The 21,707-nt window shown below is 74.8% G+C and carries 23 protein-coding genes; 1 reads left to right on the top strand and 22 read right to left on the bottom strand.

The features are described 5' to 3' along the window. Window positions 1-12 precede the first annotated feature (12 nt). From ABRQ22_RS21630 to rpsB, 7 genes are all read right to left on the bottom strand, one after another. On the bottom strand, window positions 13-564 hold the full coding sequence (locus ABRQ22_RS21630; protein WP_253051286.1) for a DivIVA domain-containing protein: 552 nt from the start codon (window positions 562-564) through the stop codon (window positions 13-15). After that, window positions 561-1,652, bottom strand: a complete 1,092-nt coding sequence (gene rlmN, locus ABRQ22_RS21625) for a 23S rRNA (adenine(2503)-C(2))-methyltransferase RlmN (protein WP_253051465.1) — start codon at window positions 1,650-1,652, stop codon at window positions 561-563. Before rlmN ends, ABRQ22_RS21630 begins: the two co-directional genes overlap by 4 nt. A gap of 125 nt (window positions 1,653-1,777) precedes the next feature. Continuing rightward, window positions 1,778-2,635: a phosphatidate cytidylyltransferase gene (locus ABRQ22_RS21620; RefSeq protein WP_353708125.1), complete on the bottom strand. Its 858-nt coding sequence runs from the start codon at window positions 2,633-2,635 to the stop codon at window positions 1,778-1,780. A gap of 32 nt (window positions 2,636-2,667) precedes the next feature. Continuing rightward, window positions 2,668-3,225, bottom strand: coding sequence for a ribosome recycling factor (gene frr, locus ABRQ22_RS21615; RefSeq protein WP_253051284.1), 558 nt, complete (start codon window positions 3,223-3,225; stop codon window positions 2,668-2,670). Window positions 3,226-3,271: 46 nt separating this feature from the next. Further along, a complete protein-coding gene (gene pyrH / locus ABRQ22_RS21610) occupies window positions 3,272-4,027 on the bottom strand; it encodes a UMP kinase (protein WP_253051283.1) in 756 nt (251 codons plus the stop codon). Between the two features lie 161 nt (window positions 4,028-4,188). Next, window positions 4,189-5,028 (bottom strand): translation elongation factor Ts, encoded by an 840-nt coding sequence (tsf, locus tag ABRQ22_RS21605; protein WP_253051282.1) that lies wholly within the window; start codon window positions 5,026-5,028, stop codon window positions 4,189-4,191. A gap of 131 nt (window positions 5,029-5,159) precedes the next feature. Next, window positions 5,160-6,143, bottom strand: a complete 984-nt coding sequence (rpsB, locus tag ABRQ22_RS21600; protein WP_253051281.1) for a 30S ribosomal protein S2 — start codon at window positions 6,141-6,143, stop codon at window positions 5,160-5,162. Window positions 6,144-6,573: 430 nt separating this feature from the next. On the opposite strand from rpsB, the gene ABRQ22_RS21595 reads away from it, so the two are divergent. Further along, window positions 6,574-7,152 carry a M23 family metallopeptidase gene (locus ABRQ22_RS21595; RefSeq protein WP_353708124.1) on the top strand — a complete coding sequence of 193 codons (579 nt, stop codon included), beginning with the start codon at window positions 6,574-6,576 and terminating at the stop codon, window positions 7,150-7,152. A 25-nt stretch (window positions 7,153-7,177) separates the two neighbouring features. Here the strand turns inward: ABRQ22_RS21595 and ABRQ22_RS21590 are convergent, their stop codons facing one another. The 15 genes from ABRQ22_RS21590 to ABRQ22_RS21520 all read right to left on the bottom strand — a co-directional run bounded on the left by ABRQ22_RS21590 (window position 7,178) and on the right by ABRQ22_RS21520 (window position 21,696). Beyond that, a complete protein-coding gene (locus tag ABRQ22_RS21590; RefSeq protein ID WP_353709604.1) occupies window positions 7,178-8,086 on the bottom strand; it encodes a tyrosine recombinase XerC in 909 nt (302 codons plus the stop codon). Window positions 8,087-8,254: 168 nt separating this feature from the next. Further along, window positions 8,255-9,595 carry a DNA-processing protein DprA gene (gene dprA, locus ABRQ22_RS21585; RefSeq protein ID WP_353708123.1) on the bottom strand — a complete coding sequence of 447 codons (1,341 nt, stop codon included), beginning with the start codon at window positions 9,593-9,595 and terminating at the stop codon, window positions 8,255-8,257. Further along, the gene (locus ABRQ22_RS21580; RefSeq protein ID WP_353708122.1) at window positions 9,588-11,126 is read right to left on the bottom strand and encodes a YifB family Mg chelatase-like AAA ATPase; all 1,539 of its coding nucleotides are present in this window, start codon (window positions 11,124-11,126) and stop codon (window positions 9,588-9,590) included. Before ABRQ22_RS21580 ends, dprA begins: the two co-directional genes overlap by 8 nt. Beyond that, window positions 11,126-11,485: a YraN family protein gene (locus ABRQ22_RS21575; RefSeq protein ID WP_253051277.1), complete on the bottom strand. Its 360-nt coding sequence runs from the start codon at window positions 11,483-11,485 to the stop codon at window positions 11,126-11,128. Before ABRQ22_RS21575 ends, ABRQ22_RS21580 begins: the two co-directional genes overlap by 1 nt. Window positions 11,486-11,600: 115 nt before the next feature. Then, on the bottom strand, window positions 11,601-11,900 hold the full coding sequence (locus ABRQ22_RS21570; protein ID WP_024840525.1) for a DUF2469 domain-containing protein: 300 nt from the start codon (window positions 11,898-11,900) through the stop codon (window positions 11,601-11,603). 37 nt (window positions 11,901-11,937) lie between these two features. Next, entirely contained in the window at window positions 11,938-12,672 is a 735-nt protein-coding gene (locus ABRQ22_RS21565; RefSeq protein ID WP_353709603.1) for a ribonuclease HII, read from the bottom strand. A 131-nt stretch (window positions 12,673-12,803) separates the two neighbouring features. After that, on the bottom strand, window positions 12,804-13,631 hold the full coding sequence (lepB, locus tag ABRQ22_RS21560; RefSeq protein ID WP_353708121.1) for a signal peptidase I: 828 nt from the start codon (window positions 13,629-13,631) through the stop codon (window positions 12,804-12,806). Window positions 13,632-13,804: 173 nt separating this feature from the next. Beyond that, a complete protein-coding gene (gene rplS, locus ABRQ22_RS21555) occupies window positions 13,805-14,164 on the bottom strand; it encodes a 50S ribosomal protein L19 (protein ID WP_253051275.1) in 360 nt (119 codons plus the stop codon). Between the two features lie 264 nt (window positions 14,165-14,428). Next, window positions 14,429-15,244: a tRNA (guanosine(37)-N1)-methyltransferase TrmD gene (gene trmD / locus ABRQ22_RS21550; RefSeq protein WP_353708120.1), complete on the bottom strand. Its 816-nt coding sequence runs from the start codon at window positions 15,242-15,244 to the stop codon at window positions 14,429-14,431. 1 nt (window position 15,245) lies between these two features. Beyond that, window positions 15,246-15,839, bottom strand: coding sequence for a ribosome maturation factor RimM (rimM, locus tag ABRQ22_RS21545; protein ID WP_353708119.1), 594 nt, complete (start codon window positions 15,837-15,839; stop codon window positions 15,246-15,248). A gap of 141 nt (window positions 15,840-15,980) precedes the next feature. Beyond that, window positions 15,981-16,220 (bottom strand): RNA-binding protein, encoded by a 240-nt coding sequence (locus tag ABRQ22_RS21540; protein ID WP_024840519.1) that lies wholly within the window; start codon window positions 16,218-16,220, stop codon window positions 15,981-15,983. After that, entirely contained in the window at window positions 16,220-16,657 is a 438-nt protein-coding gene (gene rpsP, locus ABRQ22_RS21535; protein WP_253051272.1) for a 30S ribosomal protein S16, read from the bottom strand. Before rpsP ends, ABRQ22_RS21540 begins: the two co-directional genes overlap by 1 nt. Window positions 16,658-16,829: 172 nt before the next feature. Next, a complete protein-coding gene (locus ABRQ22_RS21530) occupies window positions 16,830-17,954 on the bottom strand; it encodes an amidohydrolase family protein (RefSeq protein ID WP_253051271.1) in 1,125 nt (374 codons plus the stop codon). Window positions 17,955-18,110: 156 nt separating this feature from the next. Continuing rightward, the gene (ffh, locus tag ABRQ22_RS21525; RefSeq protein ID WP_353708118.1) at window positions 18,111-19,721 is read right to left on the bottom strand and encodes a signal recognition particle protein; all 1,611 of its coding nucleotides are present in this window, start codon (window positions 19,719-19,721) and stop codon (window positions 18,111-18,113) included. A gap of 112 nt (window positions 19,722-19,833) precedes the next feature. Beyond that, complete coding sequence (locus ABRQ22_RS21520; protein ID WP_353708117.1) at window positions 19,834-21,696, bottom strand: [protein-PII] uridylyltransferase; 1,863 nt, start codon at window positions 21,694-21,696, stop codon at window positions 19,834-19,836. Window positions 21,697-21,707 lie beyond the last annotated feature (11 nt).

Below are 21,707 nucleotides of genomic sequence, written 5' to 3'. Positions count from 1 at the left end.
CCTGATGCGTCGTCACTCGACGCCGAGCAGGACCTCGATGGCGCGGGCGAAGAACGCGTCGACCGGACCCTCCGCGTACCCGTCGCGACCCCGCGCACGGCCGAACGTCGCGGAGCGGATCTCCGCCGCGGTGATCGGCACCTGACGGTCGAAGTAGGCGACGAGCCGGTCGCACAGGTCGTCCACGTCGTCGATGTCGTACGCAGGCTTGCCGCGCTCCGCGAGCGCGAACTTCTCACCGTCCGGGCGGCCCAGGCGGCCGTAGAGCGACCGGGCGCGCTCGGCGAGCGCGTTCATCCAGGCCTGCTGGCCGTGGGCGGCGACGTACTCGGCGCGCTGGCGCGCGATGAACGCACCCTCGAGGCGGTCCAGCGCCGCGTCGACCTCGTGCGTGTCGTACCCCCCACGGACCAGGTCGAAGACCGAGGCCTGGATCTCGGTGCTGGTCAGCCGCTCCTGCACCCGGCCCTCGTACACGTCGCGGGCGTGCTCGAAGAAGTCGTCGACCTCCTCGGGGTCGTACCCGTTCCGGGTCTTGCCGACCGTGGTGAACAGCGAACTCACTCGTCCTCCTCTGCCGCGAGCTGCCCGCAGGCACCGTCGATGTCGCTGCCGCGGGTGTCACGGATCGTCGTCGGGATCCCGTGACCGCGCAATCGTGCCACGAACTCCGCCTCGACGGCAGGGTCGCTGGCCGTCCAGATCGAGCCGGGCGTCGGGTTGAGCGGGATCGGGTTGACGTGCACCCAGCCGCGACCCCGGGCGTTGAGCTTCTCGCCGAGCAGGTCGGCACGCCACGCGTGGTCGTTCATGTCCTTGATGAGCGCGTACTCGATGCTCACGCGCCGTCCGGTGACCTCGAAGTAGTGCCGCGCCGCGTCGAGCGTCTCGTCGACGCTCCACCGCGTGTTGATCGGCACGAGCTCGCTGCGCAGGTCGTCGTCGGGGGCGTGCAGCGACAGCGCGAGCGTCACCGGGATCCCCTCGTCGGCGAGCTTGCGCATCGCCGGGACGAGGCCGACCGTCGACACCGTGATGTTGCGCGCCGACATGCCGAGCCCGTCCGGGGCCGGCGCCACGAGGCGTCGGACCGTGCCCATGACGGCCTTGTAGTTGGCGAGCGGCTCCCCCATGCCCATGAACACGAGGTTGTTGAGCCGGGTCGGGCCGCCGGGGATCTCCCCGTCCGCGAGCGACCGGGCGGCGGAGCGCACCTGCTCGACGATCTCGGCGACGGAGAGGTTGCGCGTGAGGCCGAGCTGCCCCGTCGCGCAGAACGGGCACGCCATGCCGCAGCCCGCCTGGCTCGACACGCACAGCGTGGAGCGCTGCGGGTACCGCATGAGCACCGACTCGACCTTGGCGCCGTCGAAGAGGTGCCACAGCGTCTTGACGGTCGTCCCGCCGTCGGCCTCCATCCGGCGCGCCGCGGTGAGCAGCGGCGGGAAGAGCGCGTCCGTGAGCACGTCGCGCGTCGCCTTCGGCAGGTCCGTCATCGCCTCGGGGTCGCGCGTGAGGTGCGCGTAGTAGTGCGTCGCGAGCTGCTTGGCGCGGAACGGCTTCTCCCCGAGCTCGACGACGACGTCGCGCACCTCCTCGGGCGCGAGGTCGGCGAAGTGGCGCGGCGGCTTGCCGCGCCGGGGCGCGGTCATGACGAGCGGGAGCGGCTTCGACTCCGCGGACGGGCGGACGGAACGGACGGTCATGAGGAGGTCCAAGCGTGGGGGGGTCGTGCGGACGGTTCGCACCGCGGTGCGAGCAGGTCGTCGGACGGCTGTCAGACGGCCAGCGCGAGGAGCACGTACACGAACGGGGCGGTGAGGAGCATGGAGTCGAGCCGGTCCAGGATGCCTCCGTGACCGGGCAGGAGCGACCCCATGTCCTTCAATTCTAGGTCGCGCTTGATCATCGACTCGGCGAGGTCGCCGACCGTCGCCGTGAGCGGGGCGAGGATGCCCAGCGCGACGCCCACGAACGGGCTCGCCCCGAGGCCCACCACGGCCCCGACCACGCCGACCGCCGTCGCGAGCACGAACGAGCCCGCCAGCCCCTCCCAGGACTTCTTGGGGCTCACGGAGGGGGCCAGCGGGTGGCGCCCGAACAGGACGCCGGCGACGTACCCGCCGACGTCGTTCGCGACGGCGAGCAGGATGAAGATCAGGACCCGCACGCGCCCGTCGGGAGCGGCCAGCATGAGCATCACGAAGCCCGCCATGAACGGCAGGTACGCCGCCGCGAACGTGGCCGCCGCGGCGTCGCGCACCGCCGCCGTCCCCGACCCGTCGATGACCCGCCACACGACCGCGCCCGCGACCGTGAGCATGAAGGAGACGAGCAGGGCCTCGGGCCCCGAGTAGTACGAGGACACGAGGATGCCGACCGTGCCCACGAGGAGCGGGAGGAGCGGGAGGTGCAGCTCGCGGCGCTTGAACGCCTGGGCGAGCTCCCACAGCGCGGCGCCGACCGCCACGGTCGCGAGCAGCACGAAGAACTCGGGCCGGAAGGCGAGGCTCGCCGCGACGAGCGCGAGCAGGCCGAGGCCCACCGCGATCGCCACGGGGAGGTTGCGGCCCGCCTGGGGAGCGCGCGCCGCGGAGGTGCTGTCGCCGGCGGCCGTCGAGGAGGTGTCGGTCATCGGTGCGTGGAAGAGCTCGCCGGACGAGGTGCTCAGACCTCGAGCAGCTCGCTCTCCTTGCCCGCGAGGAGCGCGTCCACCTGGTCAACGTGCGCCTTGGTGAGGGCCTCGAGCTCCTTCTCGGCGCGCCCGACCTCGTCCTCGCCGGCCTCGCCGTCGCGCGCGATGCGGTCCAGCTCCTCCTTGGCGCGACGGCGCACGTTGCGGATCGCGACGCGCGAGTCCTCGGCCTTCGCCTTGGCGAGCTTCACGAAGTCACGGCGGCGCTCCTCCGTGAGGGCGGGCAGCACGACCCGGATGACGTTGCCGTCGTTGGAGGGGTTCACGCCGAGGTCGGAGTCGCGCAGCGACTTCTCGACCGCCGTGATCGAGCTCTTGTCGAACGGGGAGACGAGGATCGTGCGCGCCTCGGTCACCGTGAACGACGCGAGCTGCTGCAGCGGCGTCGGCGCGCCGTAGTAGTCGACCGTGATCTTGTTGAACATCGCGGCGTTCGCACGGCCCGTGCGGATCGCGGCGAAGTCCTCCTTGGCCACCTCGACGGCCTTGTCCATCTTCTCCTCGGCCTCGAGGAGGGTCTCGTCGATCACCAGTGCTCCTTCGTCGTTCGTCGGTGGGGTCGTGCGGTGTCCGTCGTCAGTCGGTCGTGACCAGTGTGCCAATATTCTCGCCGACCAGGGCACGCGTGACGTTCCCCGGCTCGCTCATGCCGAAGACGCGCATCCGCACGTCGTTGTCCCGGCACAGGCTCAGCGCCGTCGCGTCCATGACCCCGAGGTCGTTGACGAGCGCGTCGGTGTACGTGAGGTGGTCGAGCTTCGTCGCCGACGGGTCCTTGCGCGGGTCGGCGGTGTAGACGCCGTCCACGCCGTTCTTGCCCATGAGGACCTCCTGGCAGTGCGTCTCGAGGGCGCGCTGCACGGAGACCGTGTCGGTGGAGAAGTAGGGCATGCCGGCGCCGGCGCCGAAGATGACGACGCGGCCCTTCTCGAGGTGGCGGATCGCCCGCAGCGGGATGTACGGCTCGGCGACCTGGCCCATCGTGATGGCGGTCTGCACGCGCGTCTTCACCCCCGCCTGCTCGAGGAAGTCCTGGAGCGCGAGGCAGTTCATGACGGTGCCGAGCATGCCCATGTAGTCGGCACGCGCGCGGTCGAGCCCGCGCTGGGAGAGCTCGGCGCCGCGGAAGAAGTTCCCGCCGCCGACGACGATGGCGACCTGCACGCCCTGGGCGACCGCGTCCGCGATCTCCTGGGCCACGCGCTGGACGACGTCCGGCGCCAGACCGATCTGCCCGCCGCCGAACGTCTCGCCCGACAGCTTGAGGAGCACCCGCCGGTGCTCGGAACCCTCGCGGGGCGTGGTCTGCTCGCCTGCCGTCACTGTCGACACCTGTCCTTCGTCCTGGCCCGGTGGGGTGGGGGGTGGTCCTGCTCCGCCGTCGTCCCACCCGATGGTGCGGCACGACGCCGGTCGTCGCGCGCCCGGAGCCGGGTGCGCGGTCGGCCCGGTCCCGCCGCCTCGGGGGCGGCGGGACCGGGCCGACGGGGGCGTCAGGCGCCGACGCGGTACCGCACGAACTCGGTGATGGTGCCACCGACCTCGGAGACGACCTGGCCGACCGTCTTCTTCGGGTCCTTCGCGAGCGGCTGGTCGACGAGGACGACGTCCTTGAAGTAGCCGTTGAGACGACCCTCGACGATCTTCGGCAGCGCGGCCTCGGGCTTGCCCTCGTTGCGCGAGGTCTCCTCGGCGATGCGACGCTCGTTCTCGACCGTCTCGGCCGGGACCTCGTCGCGCGACAGGTACGTCGGGGACATCGCGGCGACGTGCTGCGCGACGTCCTTCGCGACGGCCTCGCCCGCGGCGTCCGTGGCGACGACGACGCCGATCGACGGCGGCAGGTCACGCGCCGTGCGGTGCAGGTACGCCGTGACGCGCTCGCCGGCGACGCGGGTCACGCGGCGCAGGACGATCTTCTCGCCGAGCGTCGCGGCCTGGTTGTCGATGACCTCCTGGACGGTCTCGCCGTCCGAGTCCGCGGCGAGGGCCGCGTCGGCGTCGCGCGCGCCGGCCTCGGCAGCGGCCTTGAGGACGCGGTCCGCGAGCGAGATGAACGTGTCGTTCTTGGCGACGAAGTCCGTCTCGGAGTTGAGCTCGATGAGCGTCGCGACCTGGCCACCCTCGGTGTCGCGGATGTCGACGGCGATGAGGCCCTCGGAGGTCGAGCGGCCCTCGCGCTTGGCGACGCCCTTCAGACCCTTGACGCGGATGATCTCGAGCGCCTTCTCCGCGTCGCCGTCCGCCTCGTCCAGAGCCTTCTTGACGTCGAGCATGCCGGCGCCGGTGCGCTCGCGCAGGGCCTTGATGTCAGCGGCGGTGTAGTTCGCCATGGTGGTTCCTCACTCGTGGTTCGTCACGGGTTCTTCGTCACGGGTACGTGCAGGGGCACCGCGCCGGTGCCCGGTGCGCCGGTGGGACGGCACGGGGTGCGCGGCGGGCGACCGCCGCGCACCCCGGGACGTCACTTGGTCTCGTCGGCCTCGGCGTCGGCGACCACGGCCTCCGCGTCGGCGACGGCGGCGACCTCGGCAGCAGCCTCGGCCACGACCTCGGCAGCGGCGTCGCCCGGCTCCTCGGCGGCGACCTCGGCAGCGGCCTCGGCGACCTCCTCGGCCGCGGCGGCCTCGACGTTCGCCTCGGCGGCGGTCTCGTCGGCCGCGAGCTGCTTCTCGGCACCGGCGAGGAGCTCGCGCTCCCACTCGGCCAGCGGCTCGGCCTCGGCGCCTGCCTCGGCCTCGGCACCGGAACGGCCGGAGTGGCGCTGGAGCAGACCCTCGGCGACCGCGTCCGCGATGACGCGCGTGAGCAGCGTCACGGAGCGGATCGCGTCGTCGTTGCCCGGGATCTTGTAGTCCACGACGTCGGGGTCGCAGTTGGTGTCCAGGATCGCGACGATCGGGATGTGGAGCTTGCGCGCCTCGTCGACCGCGAGGTGCTCCTTGTTCGTGTCGACGATCCACACGGCGGAGGGGACCTTCGCCATGTCGCGGATGCCGCCGAGCGTGCGGGCGAGCTTGTCCTTCTCGCGACGCAGGACGAGGAGCTCCTTCTTGGTGAGCGACGAGCCGGCGACGTCGTCGAAGTCGATCTCCTCGAGCTCCTTGAGGCGCTGGAGACGCTTGTGCACCGTGGTGAAGTTGGTGAGCATGCCGCCGAGCCAGCGGTGGTTCACGTAGGGCATCCCGACGCGCGCGGCCTGCTCGGCCACGGGCTCCTGGGCCTGCTTCTTGGTGCCGACGAAGAGGATGGAGCCGCCGTGCGCGACGGTCTCCTTGACGAACTCGTACGCGCGGTCGATGTACGACAGCGACTGCTGGAGGTCGACGATGTAGATGCCGTTGCGCTCCGTGAAGATGAAGCGCTTCATCTTCGGGTTCCAACGGCGGGTCTGGTGCCCGAAGTGGACACCGCTCTCGAGGAGCTGGCGCATGGTCACGACGGCCATGACACGTCCTTTCGCCGTGCGGCCCGGGATCCACCCGGTGCGCGCACGCTTCTGGCGACCCCTCCCGGAGGACGGGCCGCGGTGCGGTTGTCGGTGACGACCCTGGTGGTCGCACCCCTGGCGCCACCCGTGCCGACGCCTGCGACGCACCGTGGACGGTGCGGGCAGGACCGACGCCGGACGCGGCCCCGCCCGGTCCGGCGGGGCCGGGAGCATGGGCGAGGACGTGACGCGCGAAGTCGACCGGCCCCGTCCTCGGCCGAGGTGAGCACCTCGGGCCGGGCACGGCGAACGCGCCGGTCGCAGCGGCAAGTCTACCCGACGGGAGGGCCGACCACAGCCGCCGGTCCCGGGCGCCGTCGCGACCCGCTGTCCACAGGCCGCCGGCTCCCGCCGCCCGGCCACGGCCCGCGTCGGGCACCCTGGCGCGATGGCTCCCGACCGTACCCCTGCGACCGTCCGACGACGTGCGGTGGCCCTCGCGCTGACCGCGCTCCTGCTCGTCCTGGCCCCGCCGCCGCCCGCCGCCCCGGGCAAGCCCCTGGACGCCCCCGCCGGCGCCTCCCCCGGCTGGGTGCCGCCGCTCGACCGCGCGCCCGACGCGCTCGGCGTGCTCGTGCCGTTCGACCCGCCGCTGCACGACTGGCTGCCCGGCCACCGGGGCGTCGACCTCGCCGCGGGCACCGGGGAGAGCGTCCTGGCCCCGGCACCGGGGGTCGTCACGTTCACCGGCCCGGTCGCCGGGCGCGACGTGGTCGTCGTGACGCACGACGACGGCCTGCGCACGTCGCTCGAGCCGGTCACCGCCGTGGCACCGCGGGGGACGCGTGTCGCCGCAGGGAGCGTCCTCGGGACCGTGCAAGGGCCGGGAGGCGGCGGGGCCATCGCGAGCCACTGCGCGGCCACCTGCGTGCACTGGGGCGTGCGGCGGGGCGAGCGCTACGTCGACCCGCTCGCGCTGCTCGGCGAGCGGCCGCCGATCGTGCTCCTCCCGCTCGGAGAGCCGTGACCGGAGGACCCGCGCGTCCGGAGCCTCAGGCGCGTGGGAAGGCCTGCTCGAACGAGCTGCGGAGCCGCTCGGCCGTCACGTGGGTGTAGCGCTGCGTCGTCGCGAGCGAGGAGTGCCCGAGGATCTCCTGGACGCTGCGCAGGTCCGAGCCGCCCGCGAGGAGGTGCGTCGCGGCGCTGTGCCGCAGGTCGTGCGGAGCGACGTCGTCGACCCCGGCCGCCTGCGCGAGCCGGTGCACCGCGTCGCGCACCTGTCGCTGCCCCCACCGACCGCCCCGGTCCCCGACGAGGAGCGCCGCACCCGACCGCTCCGTCACGAGCGCCGGCCGACCCGCGTCCAGCCAGCGGGTCACGGCCCGCGCCGCCGGGACGCCGAACGGGACGACGCGCTCCTTGTCGCCCTTGCCGAGCACCCGGACGACCCGCTGCGACAGGTCCACGTCGTCCACGTCGATCCCCGCGAGCTCGCCCACGCGGATGCCGGCCCCGTAGAGGAGCTCCGCGGCGGCCCACTCGCGCAGCCGGGCCGGCTCGCCCGACGCGGCCGCCTCCCGCGCGCAGTCGAGCATGCGACCGGCCGCGTCGGCCGTGAGCACGGTCGGCAGGGTGCGCGGGACGCGCGGGCTCGCGAGCCGTGCCGCCGGGTCCGCCGCGACGCGACCGGTCCGCCGCGCCCAGTCGAAGAACGCGCGCGCGGCGGCGCCCCGGCGCGCGAGCGTCGCGCGGGCGAGCCCGCGTTCCGACTGCTCCGTCAGCCATGCGCGCAGGGCGGCGAGGTCGACGTCGCTCGGCGACGCCGCGCCGTGGCGTGCCGCATGACCCAGCAGCGACTCGACGTCGCCCGTGTACGCGCGCACCGTGTGCGCGGACGACCCCTGGGCGAGCTCGAGGTGCACGGCGAAGTCCGCGAGCGCCGCGCGCAGGGCCGCCGGCAGCGCGTCGGCCGACGCGGGCGCCCGGTCGGCGCCCTGCTCGGCCGCCGGGTCGTCGGGGAGGTCGGACGGGGTCACGCGACCAGTCTGGCGCGTGCGCCTGCGCGCCTCGCGGAGGCGCTCCGTCCGGGTGCCCTTCCGGAGACGCGCCGTCCGGTGTGCTCTCCGGGGTCAGACCGCGCGCACGCGCCGCCAGCCGCCGGACGTCCGCTCGGCCAGGCCGCGGATCTCGAGCCGGCCGAGGGCACCGACGGTCTCGGGGACGGCGAGCCCCGCCGACCGCGCGACGGCGTCCGTCGGCACCCCTGACCGCAGCGGCAGGGCGTCCCACGTCCGGGTCTCGACGGCGTCGAGCCCGTCGTACACGGCGTCGCGGGGCGCCCTGCGCGTCCCCGCGGCCGGTGCTGCCGGCGCCGCGTCCCGTGCCAGCGCTCCGGCCAGCTCCGCCACCTCGTCGGCGTCGGTGACGCACACGGCGGCACCGTCGCGCAGGAGCCGGTGGCAGCCGGTCGACGCCATCGAGGTCACGGGTCCGGGGACGGCGCCGACGGGCCGCGAGAGCTCGGCGGCCCGGACCGCCGTGCTGAGCGATCCCGAGCGCCAGGCCGCCTCCACGACCACGGTCGCGCCCGCGAACGCCGCGATGAGCCGGTTGCGCAGCAGGAAGCGGACCCGGCTGGGCACGGAGCCCGGCGGCACCTCCGACACGACGGCGCCTCCGGTCCCGACGACGGCCCGGAGGAGCTCCGTGTTGCCGACGGGGTACAGCCGGTCCACCCCGCCCGCGAGGAACGCGACCGTCGGGCCGCCGGACACGAGCGCCGCGCGGTGGGCCGCGGCGTCGATGCCGTAGGCACCGCCCGAGACGACCGTGAACCCGCGCGCCGCGAGACCGGACGCGATCTCCCCGGTCACGTGGCGCCCGTAGTCCGTGCACGCGCGTGCCCCGACGACCGCGACGGATCGCGCCGCCAGCGCCGCCAGGCCGTCCGAGCCACGGACCCAGAGCGCGAGCGGACGGCCCGGACCCAGGTCGTCGAGGGGCGTCGGCCAGCCCGGGTCGCCCGGGACGACGAGGGAGCCGTCGAGCCGGTCGAGCACGTGGAGCTCGCGGCGTGGGTCGAGGCCCTCCAGCCGCGGTGCCCAGCGCGCGACGGCGCGCAGGAGCCGCGCGACGGGCCCGCTCCGCGGGTCGCGACCGGGCGCGGGCCGGTCGTCGCCGGCTGCCGCGGTGCCCGGCCCGGCCCCTCCGAGCAGCGGCCCCAGCCCCGACCCGCCGTCGTCGGCGACCTCCGCGAGCCGGACGAGCTCGCGGCGGGCCTGCGCCGGGTCGTTCACCGCCTCGACGAGCCAGGCCAGCGCGCCCGGGGCCCCGAGCTGCTCGACGAGCGCGACCGCGACCTCGTCCCCGGGCTCCGCCAGGCGCGACCACGCCGCCCGCGCGAGCCGGTCGTCGGCGACGTCGAAGACCGGCCGCACGGGAGCCGTCGGGGCGGCCCGGCGCTCAGCCACGGTAGCCCCGCGTCCGGAGCGCGAGCCCGGCCCCGACGTCGGCGCGCGTGGGTGCGGCGTGCCCGGCGAGGTCGGCGACCGTCCAGGCGAGGCGCAGCACACGGTCCGCGCCGCGCAGGCTCAGCGTGCCGCGGTCGAGCGCGGCGTCGACGTCCGTCAGCAGGCCGGGGTCGGGCCCCAGCCGGTCGCGCAGCCACGTGCCGGGCACCTCGGCGTTCGTCCGCCACGGCGTCCCGGCCAGGCGCGCTGACGCCGTCTCCCGGGCGGCGGCGACCCGTCGCGCGACCGCCGCGCTCGGCTCCGGCCGCCCGGCGTCCGCGCGCTCGACCCGGGTGACGGGACGGACCTCGACCTGGACGTCGACCCGGTCGAGCAGCGGACCGGAGAGCCGGCCGAAGTAGCGGCGCTGCGCGACGGGCGAGCACGTGCACTCGAGCCCCTTCCCGACGCCCTTGCCGCACGGGCACGGGTTCGCCGCCAGGACGAGCTGGAAGCGCGCGGGGTAGCGCGCCGTCCCCCCGGCCCGGTGGATCACGAGCTCGCCGTGCTCGAGCGGCTGCCGCAGGGTCTGCAGCACGCGCGCCCCGAACTCCGGTGCCTCGTCCAGGAAGAGGACCCCGCGGTGCGCGCGCGACGCGGCACCGGGCCGGGGCAGGCCGCTGCCGCCCCCGACGATCGCCGCCGGGGTGGCCGTGTGGTGGGGGTCCTCGTACGGCGGGCGGCGGACGAGCCCGGAGCCCGGGTCGAACACCCCGGCCACCGAGTGGACGGCGGTCACCTCGACGGCCTCTCCCTCCGTGAGGTCGGGCAGGATCCCGGGCAGCCGTGACGCGAGCATCGTCTTGCCCGCGCCCGGCGCACCGACCAGCAGCAGGTGGTGCCCGCCCGCCGCGGCGACCTCGAGCGCGTGCCGAGCCTCGTGCTGCCCGACGACGTCCGCGAGGTCGCCCGGCTGCGGCCGCGCGGCGGCCGGACGGGGCACCACGACCGGTGGCGCGGCACCGCCCGGGTCGTCGAGCGACGCCCCGTGGAACCGGGCGACGTCGGCGAGGGTCGTGGCCCCCACGACGTGCGCTCCCGGCACCAGCCGGGCCTCCTCGGCGTCCGCCGCGGGCACGACGACGTCGGGGAACCCGGCGGCGACGGCCGCGGCCACCGCGGGCAGGACGCCGCGCACGGGCTGCAGGCGGCCGTCGAGGCCGAGCTCCCCGAGGTGCACGACGTCCTCCACGGCGCGCAGCGGGACGACCTGGGCTCCCGCGAGCAGCGCGACCGCGATCGCGAGGTCGAAGCCCGTGCCGGACTTGGGGAGCGCCGCGGGCGAGAGGTTGATCGTGACCTTGCGCTGGGGCCACGGGATGCCCGACGAGGTGACCGCCGCACGCACGCGGTCGCGCGACTCGCTGAGCGCCGCGTCCGGGAGCCCGACGAGCACGAAGCCGGGCACCGAGGCAGCCAGGTGCGCCTGCACCTCGACGACGTGGCCCGACAGCCCGACGAGCGCGACAGCGCGGGTCGTCCCCAGACCCATCAGGCGCTCACCCCGACGAGGTGCTCCACCTGCGCCGCGCCCGCGCGCGCCACGAGCACGGCGACGACGTCGATGCGGACCGACCGTGCGCGCACGTCGTGGGTCGCGAGCCACTCCCCCGTGAGCCGGCGCAGGCGACCGAGCTTCGCGGGCGTCACGGCCTGGGCAGGGTGCCCGAACCCGGTGCCGCGACGCGTCTTCACCTCGACGGCGACCAGCACGTCACCGTCCAGCGCGACGACGTCGAGCTCGCCGCGCGTCCCGCGCCAGTTGCGGTCGAGCACGGTCCAGCCGGCCTCGACCAAGTGGGCCGCGGCCACCCTCTCCCCGTACCGCCCGACGGCGTCCTTCGCTCCCATGGGGCTCACCTCCGCCGCCCACCGTGGGCGACGGGGAGGACGCGGCGCCAGCGACCCGCGACCGCCTGTGGACGGGACCCTCAGGAAGCGGCCGTGTGGACGGCCACGACCGTGGTCAGAGCTGGAGCTCCGCCTTCGCGAGCTCCTCGACGTTGACGTCCTTGAAGGTCACCACCCGGACCGACTTCACGAACCGCGCCGACCGGTACACGTCCCACACCCACGCGTCCGCGAGCCGCAGCTCGAAGTACACCTCGCCCGCGGCGGAACGCACCTGGAGGTCCACCTGGTTCGCCAGGTAGAAGCGGCGTTCGGTCTCCACCACGTACGAGAACAGGCCCACCACGTCGCGGTACTCGCGGTACAGCGCGAGCTCCATCTCGGTCTCGTAGTTCTCGAGGTCTTCGGCGCTCACGCCTCCATCATGGACCATCGAGCGCTCCGCGCCCGCCTCAGCTCGTGGGCAGCCCGGCGTCGGGGTCGAGCTCGAGGACGTCCACGGGCTCGCCGTACGCGGGGGCGCCGAGACCCTCGTCCCCGCGCTCGGGCAGGCGCCAGGACCGGCGGTGCTGCGGCGTCGGGCCGTGCTCGCGCAGAGCCTCGACGTGGGCCGCCGCGCCGTAGCCCTTGTTCTGGTCCCACCCGAAGGCCGGGTACTGCCGCGCGAGGCTGGTCATGAGACCGTCGCGCTCGGTCTTCGCGAGCACGCTCGCCGCGGCGACGGAGGCGCACTGGAGGTCGGCCTTGACCAGCGTGCGCACGCGCGGGTCGACGATCCGCTCGTCGTCGTGCGGGTCGAGGTCGAACGCCTCGAAGAGGTCGACCGCCGAGGGGCGGCTGAGCCAGTCGTGCTTGCCGTCCAGGAGGACCGCGTCGACGTCGCCGACCGTGCGGCGCACCTGGGCGAGCGCGCGGCGGCCCGCGAGGCGCAACGCACCGACGATGCCGTGCGCGTCGATCTCGGCCGGACCGGCGTGGCCCACGGCCCACGCGACCGACCACGAGCGCGCGAGCGGCACGAGGGCCTCGCGCGCGGCCGCGGTGAGGAGCTTGGAGTCGGTGAGACCGGGCGGGCACGGCTTCGTGGCGAGGTCGACGACCACGACGCCCACCGAGACCGGGCCCGCGAGCGCGCCGCGGCCGACCTCGTCCATGCCGGCGACGAGCCGGGCGCCGTCGCGCAGCATCGCGCGCTCCTGGCGCAGGTCCGGACGACGCCGCGCGGGCGCGCGGCGCCCGCGCGAGGGTGCCGCCGGCGGCGGAGCGACGGGCGCCGCGGCGGGCGCGGGAACGGCGGGAGGCGCGACGGCGTCGAGCGTCACGGCTCCACCTCGGGCACGTCGGCGAACACGTCACCGGGGTTGCGCAGCAGGCCGAGGTGGGAGAGCGGCCAGACCTTGACGAACGCCGTCCCGACCACGTTGCCCATCGGCACGAACCCGCCGCCGGGCTTGCCCGTGTTGTAGCGCGAGTCCGCCGAGTTCTGCCGGTTGTCGCCCATGACGAACAGCATGTCCTCGGGCACGGTCCGGTCGAACGGGTCCTGGCTGGGGATCGAGCCGGGCTTGATGTACGTCTCGTCGATCGAGACGCCGTTGACGCTCACGCGCCCCTCGGCGTCGCAGCACACCACGTGGTCGCCCGGCGTGCCGATCACCCGCTTGATGAGGTGCTCGCCCGTGTCCTGCGGCAGCAGGCCGACGAAGGTCAGCGCCGCGCGCAGCGCCTCCGACACCGGGCTCTCGGCCTGCGGCACCGGCGGCGGCAGCCACCCGCCCGGGTCCTTGAACACCACGATGTCTCCGCGGTGCACGTCGAACGCACCCGGCACGAGCCGGGACACCATCACCCGGTCGCCCTCGACCAGCGTGTCCTCCATGGACGCGCTCGGGATGAAGAACGCCTGCACGAGGAACGTCTTGATGAGCAGCGACAGCACGAGCGCGCTGACCACGATGATGGCCGTCTCGCGCAGCAACGACGACTTCCGGGCCGGGCGCTCGCGCGAGCCGCGCGACGAGCCGCCCGCCCCGTCGGCGGCGAGGTGCTGGCCGTGCGGGCCCGGCCCGTCGTCCTCGGGACCGAGCGCCGCGCGCTCGGTGCCGGCGTCGGGCTGCGGGCCGCGGGGCGGGGCGCTGTCGGTCACGCGTTCACAATGCCACCTTCCGGCGACTTCCGAGAAACGGACCGGCCCTCGGACCGCGGGTCCGGGGACGACGACGGCGGCCGTCCCGAGGGGACGGCCGCCGTCGGACGAGCGGAGCGGCAGCGCGTGTCGGCCGTCTGTCGACGGTCCGTCGACGGCCTGCCGGCAGCCGATCAGCGAGCAGGCGCGGTGTCGCGCTTCTCCTTGATCTTCGCCTTCTTGCCGCGGAGCGCGCGCAGGTAGTACAGCTTGGCGCGGCGCACGTCACCGCGCGTCACGACCTCGACCGAGTCGATGGACGGCGAGTGCACGGGGAACGTGCGCTCGACACCCACGCCGAAGCTGATCTTGCGGACCGTGAACGTCTCACGGATCCCGCTGCCCTGACGGGCGATCACGACGCCCTGGAACGCCTGGACGCGGGAGCGGGTGCCCTCGACGACCTTGACGTTGACCTTGAGCGTGTCGCCGGGGCGGAACTCCGGGACGTCGCTGCGCAGCGATGCTGCGTCGACGCTGTCCAGCGTGTGCATGTGCTTCTCCTCGTCCGCCACAGGTCGGACGCGTGCTCGTGGCCCGGGCGCGCCGGGCCGTCGTCGTCTGTCGGTTGGGGTGTGCCGTGCTGCGCGTGGACGGTCGACCACCTCGCGGTCGTCGTCCGTCGTGCCAGTCCGCCCGAGGATCCGGGCGCGGGCTCCCCTGTGGCAGAGGTTCCGGGGCGGCACACACCGATCGACCATTCTGCCACACCCGGGGGGGGTTGCCGGCAGCCGGCGTCTCGCGGGGTCGACGCGACCTCAGGGAGCGCCGTGCGCGGCGGGCACGAGGCGACCGTCGACGACGGCCCACCCCACCTCCGCGAGGACCTCCAGGTCCTGCCGGTCGAGCCCGTCGACGGCCAGCGCACGCACCATGTCCGGCCGTCGCGCGGCGGTCCGGCGCAGGGCCTGGTCGCGGCGCCAGCGATGGATCCGCGCGTGATGACCCGACAGGAGCACGTCGGGCACCTCGAGGTCGCCCCAGGCGGGCGGCTTCGTGTACACGGGGTACTCGAGCAGGCCCGCGGCGCCGTGCGACTCCTCGACCAGCGACTCGGGGTTGCCCACGACGCCCGGCAGCAGCCGCCCGACCGCCTCGACCATGACGAGCGCGGCGACCTCTCCCCCGTTGAGGACGTAGTCGCCGATCGACAGCTCGCTGACCCGCATCCCGGCCGACCGGTAGTGCTCGGCGACGCGCGCGTCGATCCCCTCGTAGCGTCCGCAGGCGACGACGAGGTGCTCCTCGGTCGCGAGCGCCTCCGCCGTGCGCTGCGTGAAGGTCTCGCCCGACGGCGTCGGCACGACCAGGTGCACCGCGCCCGCCGCGTCCGGCGTCCCCGCCGAGAGGCCCGCCACGTCGTCGATCGCGCGGCCCCACACGTCGGGGCGCATGACCATGCCCGCCCCGCCGCCGAACGGCGTGTCGTCGACGGTGCGGTGCCGGTCGGTCGTCCAGTCCCGCAGGTCGTGCACGCGCAGGTCGAGGATCCCCGCGGCGCGCGCCTTGCCGACGAGCGACAGGTCGAGCGCCGCGAGGTAGTCGGGGAAGATCGTGACGACGTCGATCCGCACGTCAGGCCTCGCCGTCGTGCTGGTCGTCGGTCTCGCTCGCGCCGGAGCCCGACGTGTCGGCGCCGTCCGGCGCCGCGACCTCGAGCCGGTCCGCGTCCGACGCGAGCAGCCCACCCGGCGGGTCGAGCACGACCCGCCCGCCCGCCACGTCGACGAGCGGGACGATCTGCCGGACGAACGGGACGAGCGTGCGGGCCCCTCCCGTCTCGCGGAGCACGAGGACGTCGTGCGCGGGCAGGTGCTCGAGGCCGTCGATGCGTCCGAGCGTCCGGCCGTCCGGGTCCTCCGCACGGAGCCCGACGAGCTCGTGCGGGTACCACGCGTCCTCCTCGTCGGACGCCTCGACCTCGACGACGAGCTCGACGCCGCGGAGGGCCTCCGCGGCGGTGCGGTCGCGGACCCCCTCGAACCCGACGAGCCAGCGCCCCTGGTGCACCCGCACGGTCGCCACGATCAGCGGGCCCGCCGCAGCGGGACGCGTCACCAGGCGCTCGCCCACCGCGAGGCGCTCCTCGGGCTCGTCGGTGCGCAGGTCGAGCACGACCTCGCCACGCAGTCCGTGCGCCTTGCCGACGCGCGCGACGGTCAGCTCCATGGTCGTCACTCCTCCGGTGGTCCTGGTCGGGGTGGTGCCGGGTCGGCACCGGGTCTCGCAGCGGGTACAGGAAGGCCCGGCCCGCCGGTCGGCGGGCCGGGCCTAGCCCGTGGCCCCTCACGGGGCACGATGGTGCGGGCCTCAGCGGCGGTCGACGTCCACGACGTCGACGCGGACCGGCCCGTCGGTCGCGAGCGCGCCGATCACCGTGCGCAGGGCACGGGCGGTGCGCCCGCCACGACCGATCACGCGGCCGAGGTCGTCCGGGTGCACCCGGACCTCGAGCAGGTCACCGCGACGCAGCGTCTTCGCGTTCACCCGGACGTCGTCCGGGTTGTCCACGATGCCGCGCACGAGGTGCTCGAGCGCCTCGGCGATCATCAGGCCTGCTCGTCGGCAGCGGCCTCGTCGGCCGCGTCGGCGGGCTCCTCGGCCGGAGCCTCGGCCTTCTTCTCGGCGGCCTTGGCCTTGACCTTCTCCGCGTCGGCGGCGGCGGCCTCGATCGCGGCGGCGGGGTCGACCTTCTCGCCCTTGACCTTGAGCGTGCCCTCGGCCCCGGGCAGGCCCTTGAACTTCTGCCAGTCGCCCGTGATCTTGAGGAGCGCGAGCACCTGCTCGGTCGGCTGCGCGCCGACGCCGAGCCAGTACTGGGCGCGGTCCGAGGTGATCTCGATGAACGAGGGCTCCTCGGTCGGGTGGTACTTGCCGATCTCCTCGATCACGCGACCGTCGCGCTTGGTGCGCGAGTCCGCGACGACGACACGGTAGTACGGCGCACGGATCTTGCCGAGACGCTTCAGACGAATCTTGACGGCCACAGTGGTGGTCTCTCCTGGTTCTGGTTCGGGCGAACCCGGACCCGTCCCGTGGGGACAGGACGAGGAAGGGGTTCAGGACACGGCACGCGCCGGAGAGAGGGGCCGGGGCACGCCGAGTACCGGGACATTGTGCCAGACCGGACCGGCCGGGACCAACCTGCGCGCGAACCTCTCAGCCGGCGTGCGGGGCGACGATCTCGCCGCGCAGCACGACGGCGGTCGGGGCGCGCAGGACGCCGACGTCCTCGCGCGGGTCCTGCGGGTACACGACGAAGTCCGCCGACGCGCCCTCGACGAGCGACGTGTAGCCGAGGTACTCCCGGCCCTGCCAGCTCGCCGCCGCGACGACCGCCGCGTCGGGGATGCCGGCGGCCACGAGCTCGGCGCACTCGTCCGCGAGGCGACCGTGCCCGATCGTCCCGCCCGCGTCGGTCCCCACGAGGATCTGGATGCCCGCCTCGTACAGCGCCCGGGCCTGCTCGTACCGTCGCTCGTGGAGCCGTCGCATGCGCGCCGCGAACACCGGGTACTTCCCGTCGGCCTGCCGGGCGATCGCCTCGAACTGCCCGACCTGCAGCAGCGTCGGCGTGACGGCGATCCCCCGCTCGGAGATCTCGTACATCAGGTCCGGGTCGATCCCCGTGCCGTGCTCGATCCCGTCGACGCCGGCGGCGAGCAGCGACGGGATCACCTCCTCGGAGAACGCGTGCACGGTGACGCGCGCGGCCTCGGCGTGCGCGGCCGCGACGGCCTCCGCGAGGACGTCGTCGGGCCACAGCGGTCGCAGGTCGCCCTCGGACCCGAGGTCGCGGTCGATCCAGTCACCGACGATCTTCACCCAGCCGTCGCCCTGGCGCGCCTCGCGGCGGACGGCCTCGGGGAGCTGCGCGACGTCGTCGAGCTCGAGCCCGTAGTGCCGCAGGTAGCGCTTGGGACGCGCGAGGTGACGCCCGGCCCGCACGAGCCGCGGCAGGTCGCGCCGCCCGTGGACCCACCGCGTGTCGAGCGGCGAGCCGGCGTCGCGCACGAGGAGGACGCCGCTGTCGCGGTCCGTGACGGCCTGGTCCTGGGCCGTCGCCGCGTCGACCGCGCCCTGAGCCCCCAGGCCGACGTGGCAGTGCACGTCGACGAGGCCGGGCAGGGCCCAGCCCTCGAGCTCCACCATGTTGGTGCCCTGGGCGGACGGCCGCGTGAGGCTGATCCGTCCGTCCTTGACCCACAGGTCGCCCACCTCGCGGTCGTCGCCGACGATGACGTGGCCGCGGACGTGCAGCGTGGGGCCTTCCAGCGCGGACATGCGGCTCCTGGGTGAGGACGGTCAGGACGGTCGGCCCGGTTCGCGGGCCCGGGAGGCACCGGACGGGTGCCACGGACATAACCTAGCGCCACCTGGCGACCAGGCGGCTGCGGGACGCACCCGGGACACGACGCGGCGCCCGCGGGCGGCGGTCGGTCAGCGGCCGAGCAGCTTCTCGAACCCGGGCGGGAGCTGGAGGTCGTCGGGCGTCGTCCGGGCCGGCTCGGCGGGGCTGCCGACACCGAACGCCGACCCGGCGGGCGCGGACGGTCCGGGGGTCTCCCCCGCCGCGCGGGCGGCGGCCGCGCGCTCCTGCGCGGCGCGCTTCGCCGGGTTGCCCGACTTGCCCTTGACCTTGCGCTGCGGCGCCTGGCGCCCGCGAGCCTTCTTGCCGCCCATGCCCGGCAAGTTGCCCATGCCCGGCATCCCCGGCATGCCGCCGCCCCGGCTCATCTGCCGCATCATCTTCTGCGCCCCGGCGAACCGCTCGAGGAGCTGGTTGACGTCGCTGGTCGTCACGCCGGACCCGCGCGCGATGCGCGCGCGGCGCGACCCGTTGATGATCTTCGGGTTGTCGCGCTCCGCGGGGGTCATCGAGCGGATGATCGCCTCGATGCGGTCGACCTCGCGCTCGTCGAAGTTGTCGAGCGCCTCGCGCATCTGGCCCATGCCCGGGAGCATCCCGAGCATCTTCTTCATCGAGCCCATGTTCTTCATCTGCTGCATCTGCACCAGGAAGTCCGCGAGCGTGAAGTCCTGCCCCGTGGCGACCTTCTCCGCCATCTTCGCGGCCTGCTCGGCGTCGAACGCCTTCTCGGCCTGCTCGATGAGCGTGAGGACGTCGCCCATGTCGAGGATGCGCGACGCCATGCGGTCCGGGTGGAACGCCTCGAAGTCGGTGAGCTTCTCGCCGGTCGAGGCGAAGAGGATCGGGCGCCCGGTGACGCCGCGCACGGACAGCGCGGCACCGCCGCGCGCGTCGCCGTCGAGCTTGGTGAGCACGACGCCCGTGAAGTCGACGCCCTCCTCGAACGCCTTCGCGGTCGCGACGGCGTCCTGACCGATCATCGCGTCGATGACGAACAGGACCTCGTCGGGCTGCACGGCGTCGCGGATGTCCGACGCCTGCTGCATGAGCACGGCGTCCAGGCCGAGGCGGCCCGCGGTGTCGACGATGACGACGTCGTGCTGACGCTGCCGCGCCGTCTCGACGCCCTCGCGCGCGACGGCGACCGGGTCGCCGATCACGTCGTCGACCTCGACGCCGCTCTGGTTGCCGGGGTGCGGCGCGAACACGGGCACCCCCGCGCGCTCGGCGACGACCGAGAGCTGGGTGACGGCGTTCGGGCGCTGGAGGTCGGCGGCGACGAGGAGCGGCGTGTGCCCCTGCTCGCGCAGGTGCAGGGCCAGCTTCCCGGCCAGGGTCGTCTTTCCCGCGCCCTGGAGGCCCGCGAGCATGATGACGGTCGGGGGCGTCTTGGAGAAGCGCAGCCCGCGGCTCTCACCGCCGAGGATGCCGACGAGCTCCTCGTTGACGATCTTGACGACCTGCTGCGCCGGGTTGAGCGCGCCCGAGACCTCGGCCGAGAGCGCGCGCTCGCGCACGGTCGCGCTGAACTCGCGCACGACGGGGACCGCGACGTCGGCGTCGAGCAGCGCGCGCCGGATCTCCCGGATCGTCGCGTCGATGTCCGCCTCGGACAGCCGGCCCTTCGCACGCAGGTTCTTGAAGGTCGAAGTCAGTCGGTCCGACAGCGTGTTGAACACCGCGTCATCCTCACCAGTCGTCGGAAGTCTCGTCCGCGTCGGCGCTCCCGCCCGCCGTCGCCCGAGGTCGGGCGCGGGCTGGCAGAGGACGCGCCGTCCGCGAGGGACCAGCCTACCCGGCGGCGTCCGGTTCTCCCGGCACGTCTCTCGGCGCAGCCCGCAGCACCCGGAGCGTCTCCCCCACGAGGTCGTCGACGAGGCGAGCACGCCAGGCGGTCCACGCGCTCGGGCCGAGCGAGGACGCGTCGGCCTCGGTGAGCGCCCGCAGCACCTCGAGCAGGTCGGCGCGGTGGTCGACGGCGGCGGCGAGCTCGGCCACCGTCGCCGGGTCGTCGGGGTCCTCGCTCACGGCGAGGCGGGACAGCGTCAGGTGGTGGCGCACGAGCCGCTCGACGTCGGACACGACGTCCGGCTCGAACCCCATCCGGCCGAGGATCGCGGGCACGAGGCGCGCACCCTCGACCGAGTGGTCGACGGCTCCCGCACGCTTGCCGATGTCGTGCAGCACCGCGGACAGCAGGAGCAGCTCCGGCCGCTCGACGTCCTTGCGGACGCGCGCGGCACGCGCGACGACCTCCACGAGGTGCCGGTCGACGGTGTGCCGGTGCACGGCGGCGCGCTGCGGGCGGTTCCGCACGCCCGCCCACTCGGGGATCCACGTGGTCACGACCCCGGCCAGGTCGAGCGCCTCCCACACCGCCACCTGGGCCTGCCCCGACCCGAGGAGGGAGAGGAACGCGGCGCGCGCGGCACGCGGCCACGGCTCGGGCAGGGGCGGGCACTGGGCGAGGCTCGCGACGGAGACCGGCGAGAGCGTGAGGCCCGTCCGCGCGGCGGTGGCGGCGGCGCGCAGGGACAGGAGCGGGTCGGACGCGGGGTGGGCGTCCACGGCGAGCACGAGCTCGCCGTCGTGCTCGACGAGCCCGTCGCCGACGGACCGCAGGCGGGGTGCCGTCCGACGGCCCCGGACGAGCACCGGACGCCGCGTGACCGACGGCCGCTGGAGCGCCTGGCGGGCGCGCCGGACCGTGGTGTCGAGCGCGTAGGAGACCTCACGGCCCGCCGCCGCGAGGCTCGCGAGCAGCTCGTCGGGGTCGTCGAAGCCGGACAGCGCGGCGACCTCGTCGAGGTCGGCCAGCAGGAGCCGGCTCGTGTGCCGCCCCGTGACGACCTGCAGGGTGTCCCGTACGTCGAGCAGGTGCGCGTGCGCGCGGTCGACCGACCCGTGAGGGCGGTCCGTGAGCCACGTCGCGGCGAGGGCCGAGAGCACGACGGCGTCCCGGATGCCTCCGCGCGACTCCTTGAGGTCGGGCTCGATGAGGTAGGCCAGCTCGCCGGACCGCTCGGCGCGCTCGCGCGTGGACGCGAGCAGGTCGGGCAGGCGGCGGCGCGACGCGGAGCGCCAGTCGGTGAGGACGGCGGACGACGCTCGGTGCACGACGACCGCGTCGCCGGCCACGGCACGCACGTCGAGCCAGCCGACGGCCGCGGGCACGTCCTTGGACGCCACCTGGCGGCACTGCGAGAGCGAGCGCACGGAGTGGTCGAGGTCGACCCCGGCGTCCCAGAGCGGGTACCACAGGCGCTCGGCGACGCGGGCGACGTCGTCCGCCGTGTGGCTGCGGCCGTCGTGGACCAGGACGAGGTCGAGGTCGCTCGCCGGCCCCATGTCGCCCCGGCCCAGGCTGCCCACCGCGGCGAGCGCGATGCCGTCCGGCGCGACGCCGTCGGTCGCCTCGCGCCACAGGCCCTGCAGGGACGAGGTCACGAGGTCGACGACGGCGGCCCGGCGCGCGACCCCGCTGCGGCCGGGGCCGCTCCTGGACCGCGCGACGTCGAGCATCCGCGCGCGGAGGTCCCGCACCCCGACGGGGTGCGGGACCTCCGCGTCGTTCTCGCCCGGCTGCTGCCCGAGGCGCCCCGCCGATCCCCCTGCGACCCCGCCCGTGGTCGGGGTGTCGGCGTGGTCGGTCATCCGATGGCCCG

The organism is Cellulosimicrobium sp. ES-005, from assembly GCF_040448685.1.
GTDB classification, from domain to species: Bacteria; Actinomycetota; Actinomycetes; order Actinomycetales; family Cellulomonadaceae; genus Cellulosimicrobium; species Cellulosimicrobium cellulans_G.
This window is presented reverse-complemented; position numbering and strand designations above follow the sequence as displayed.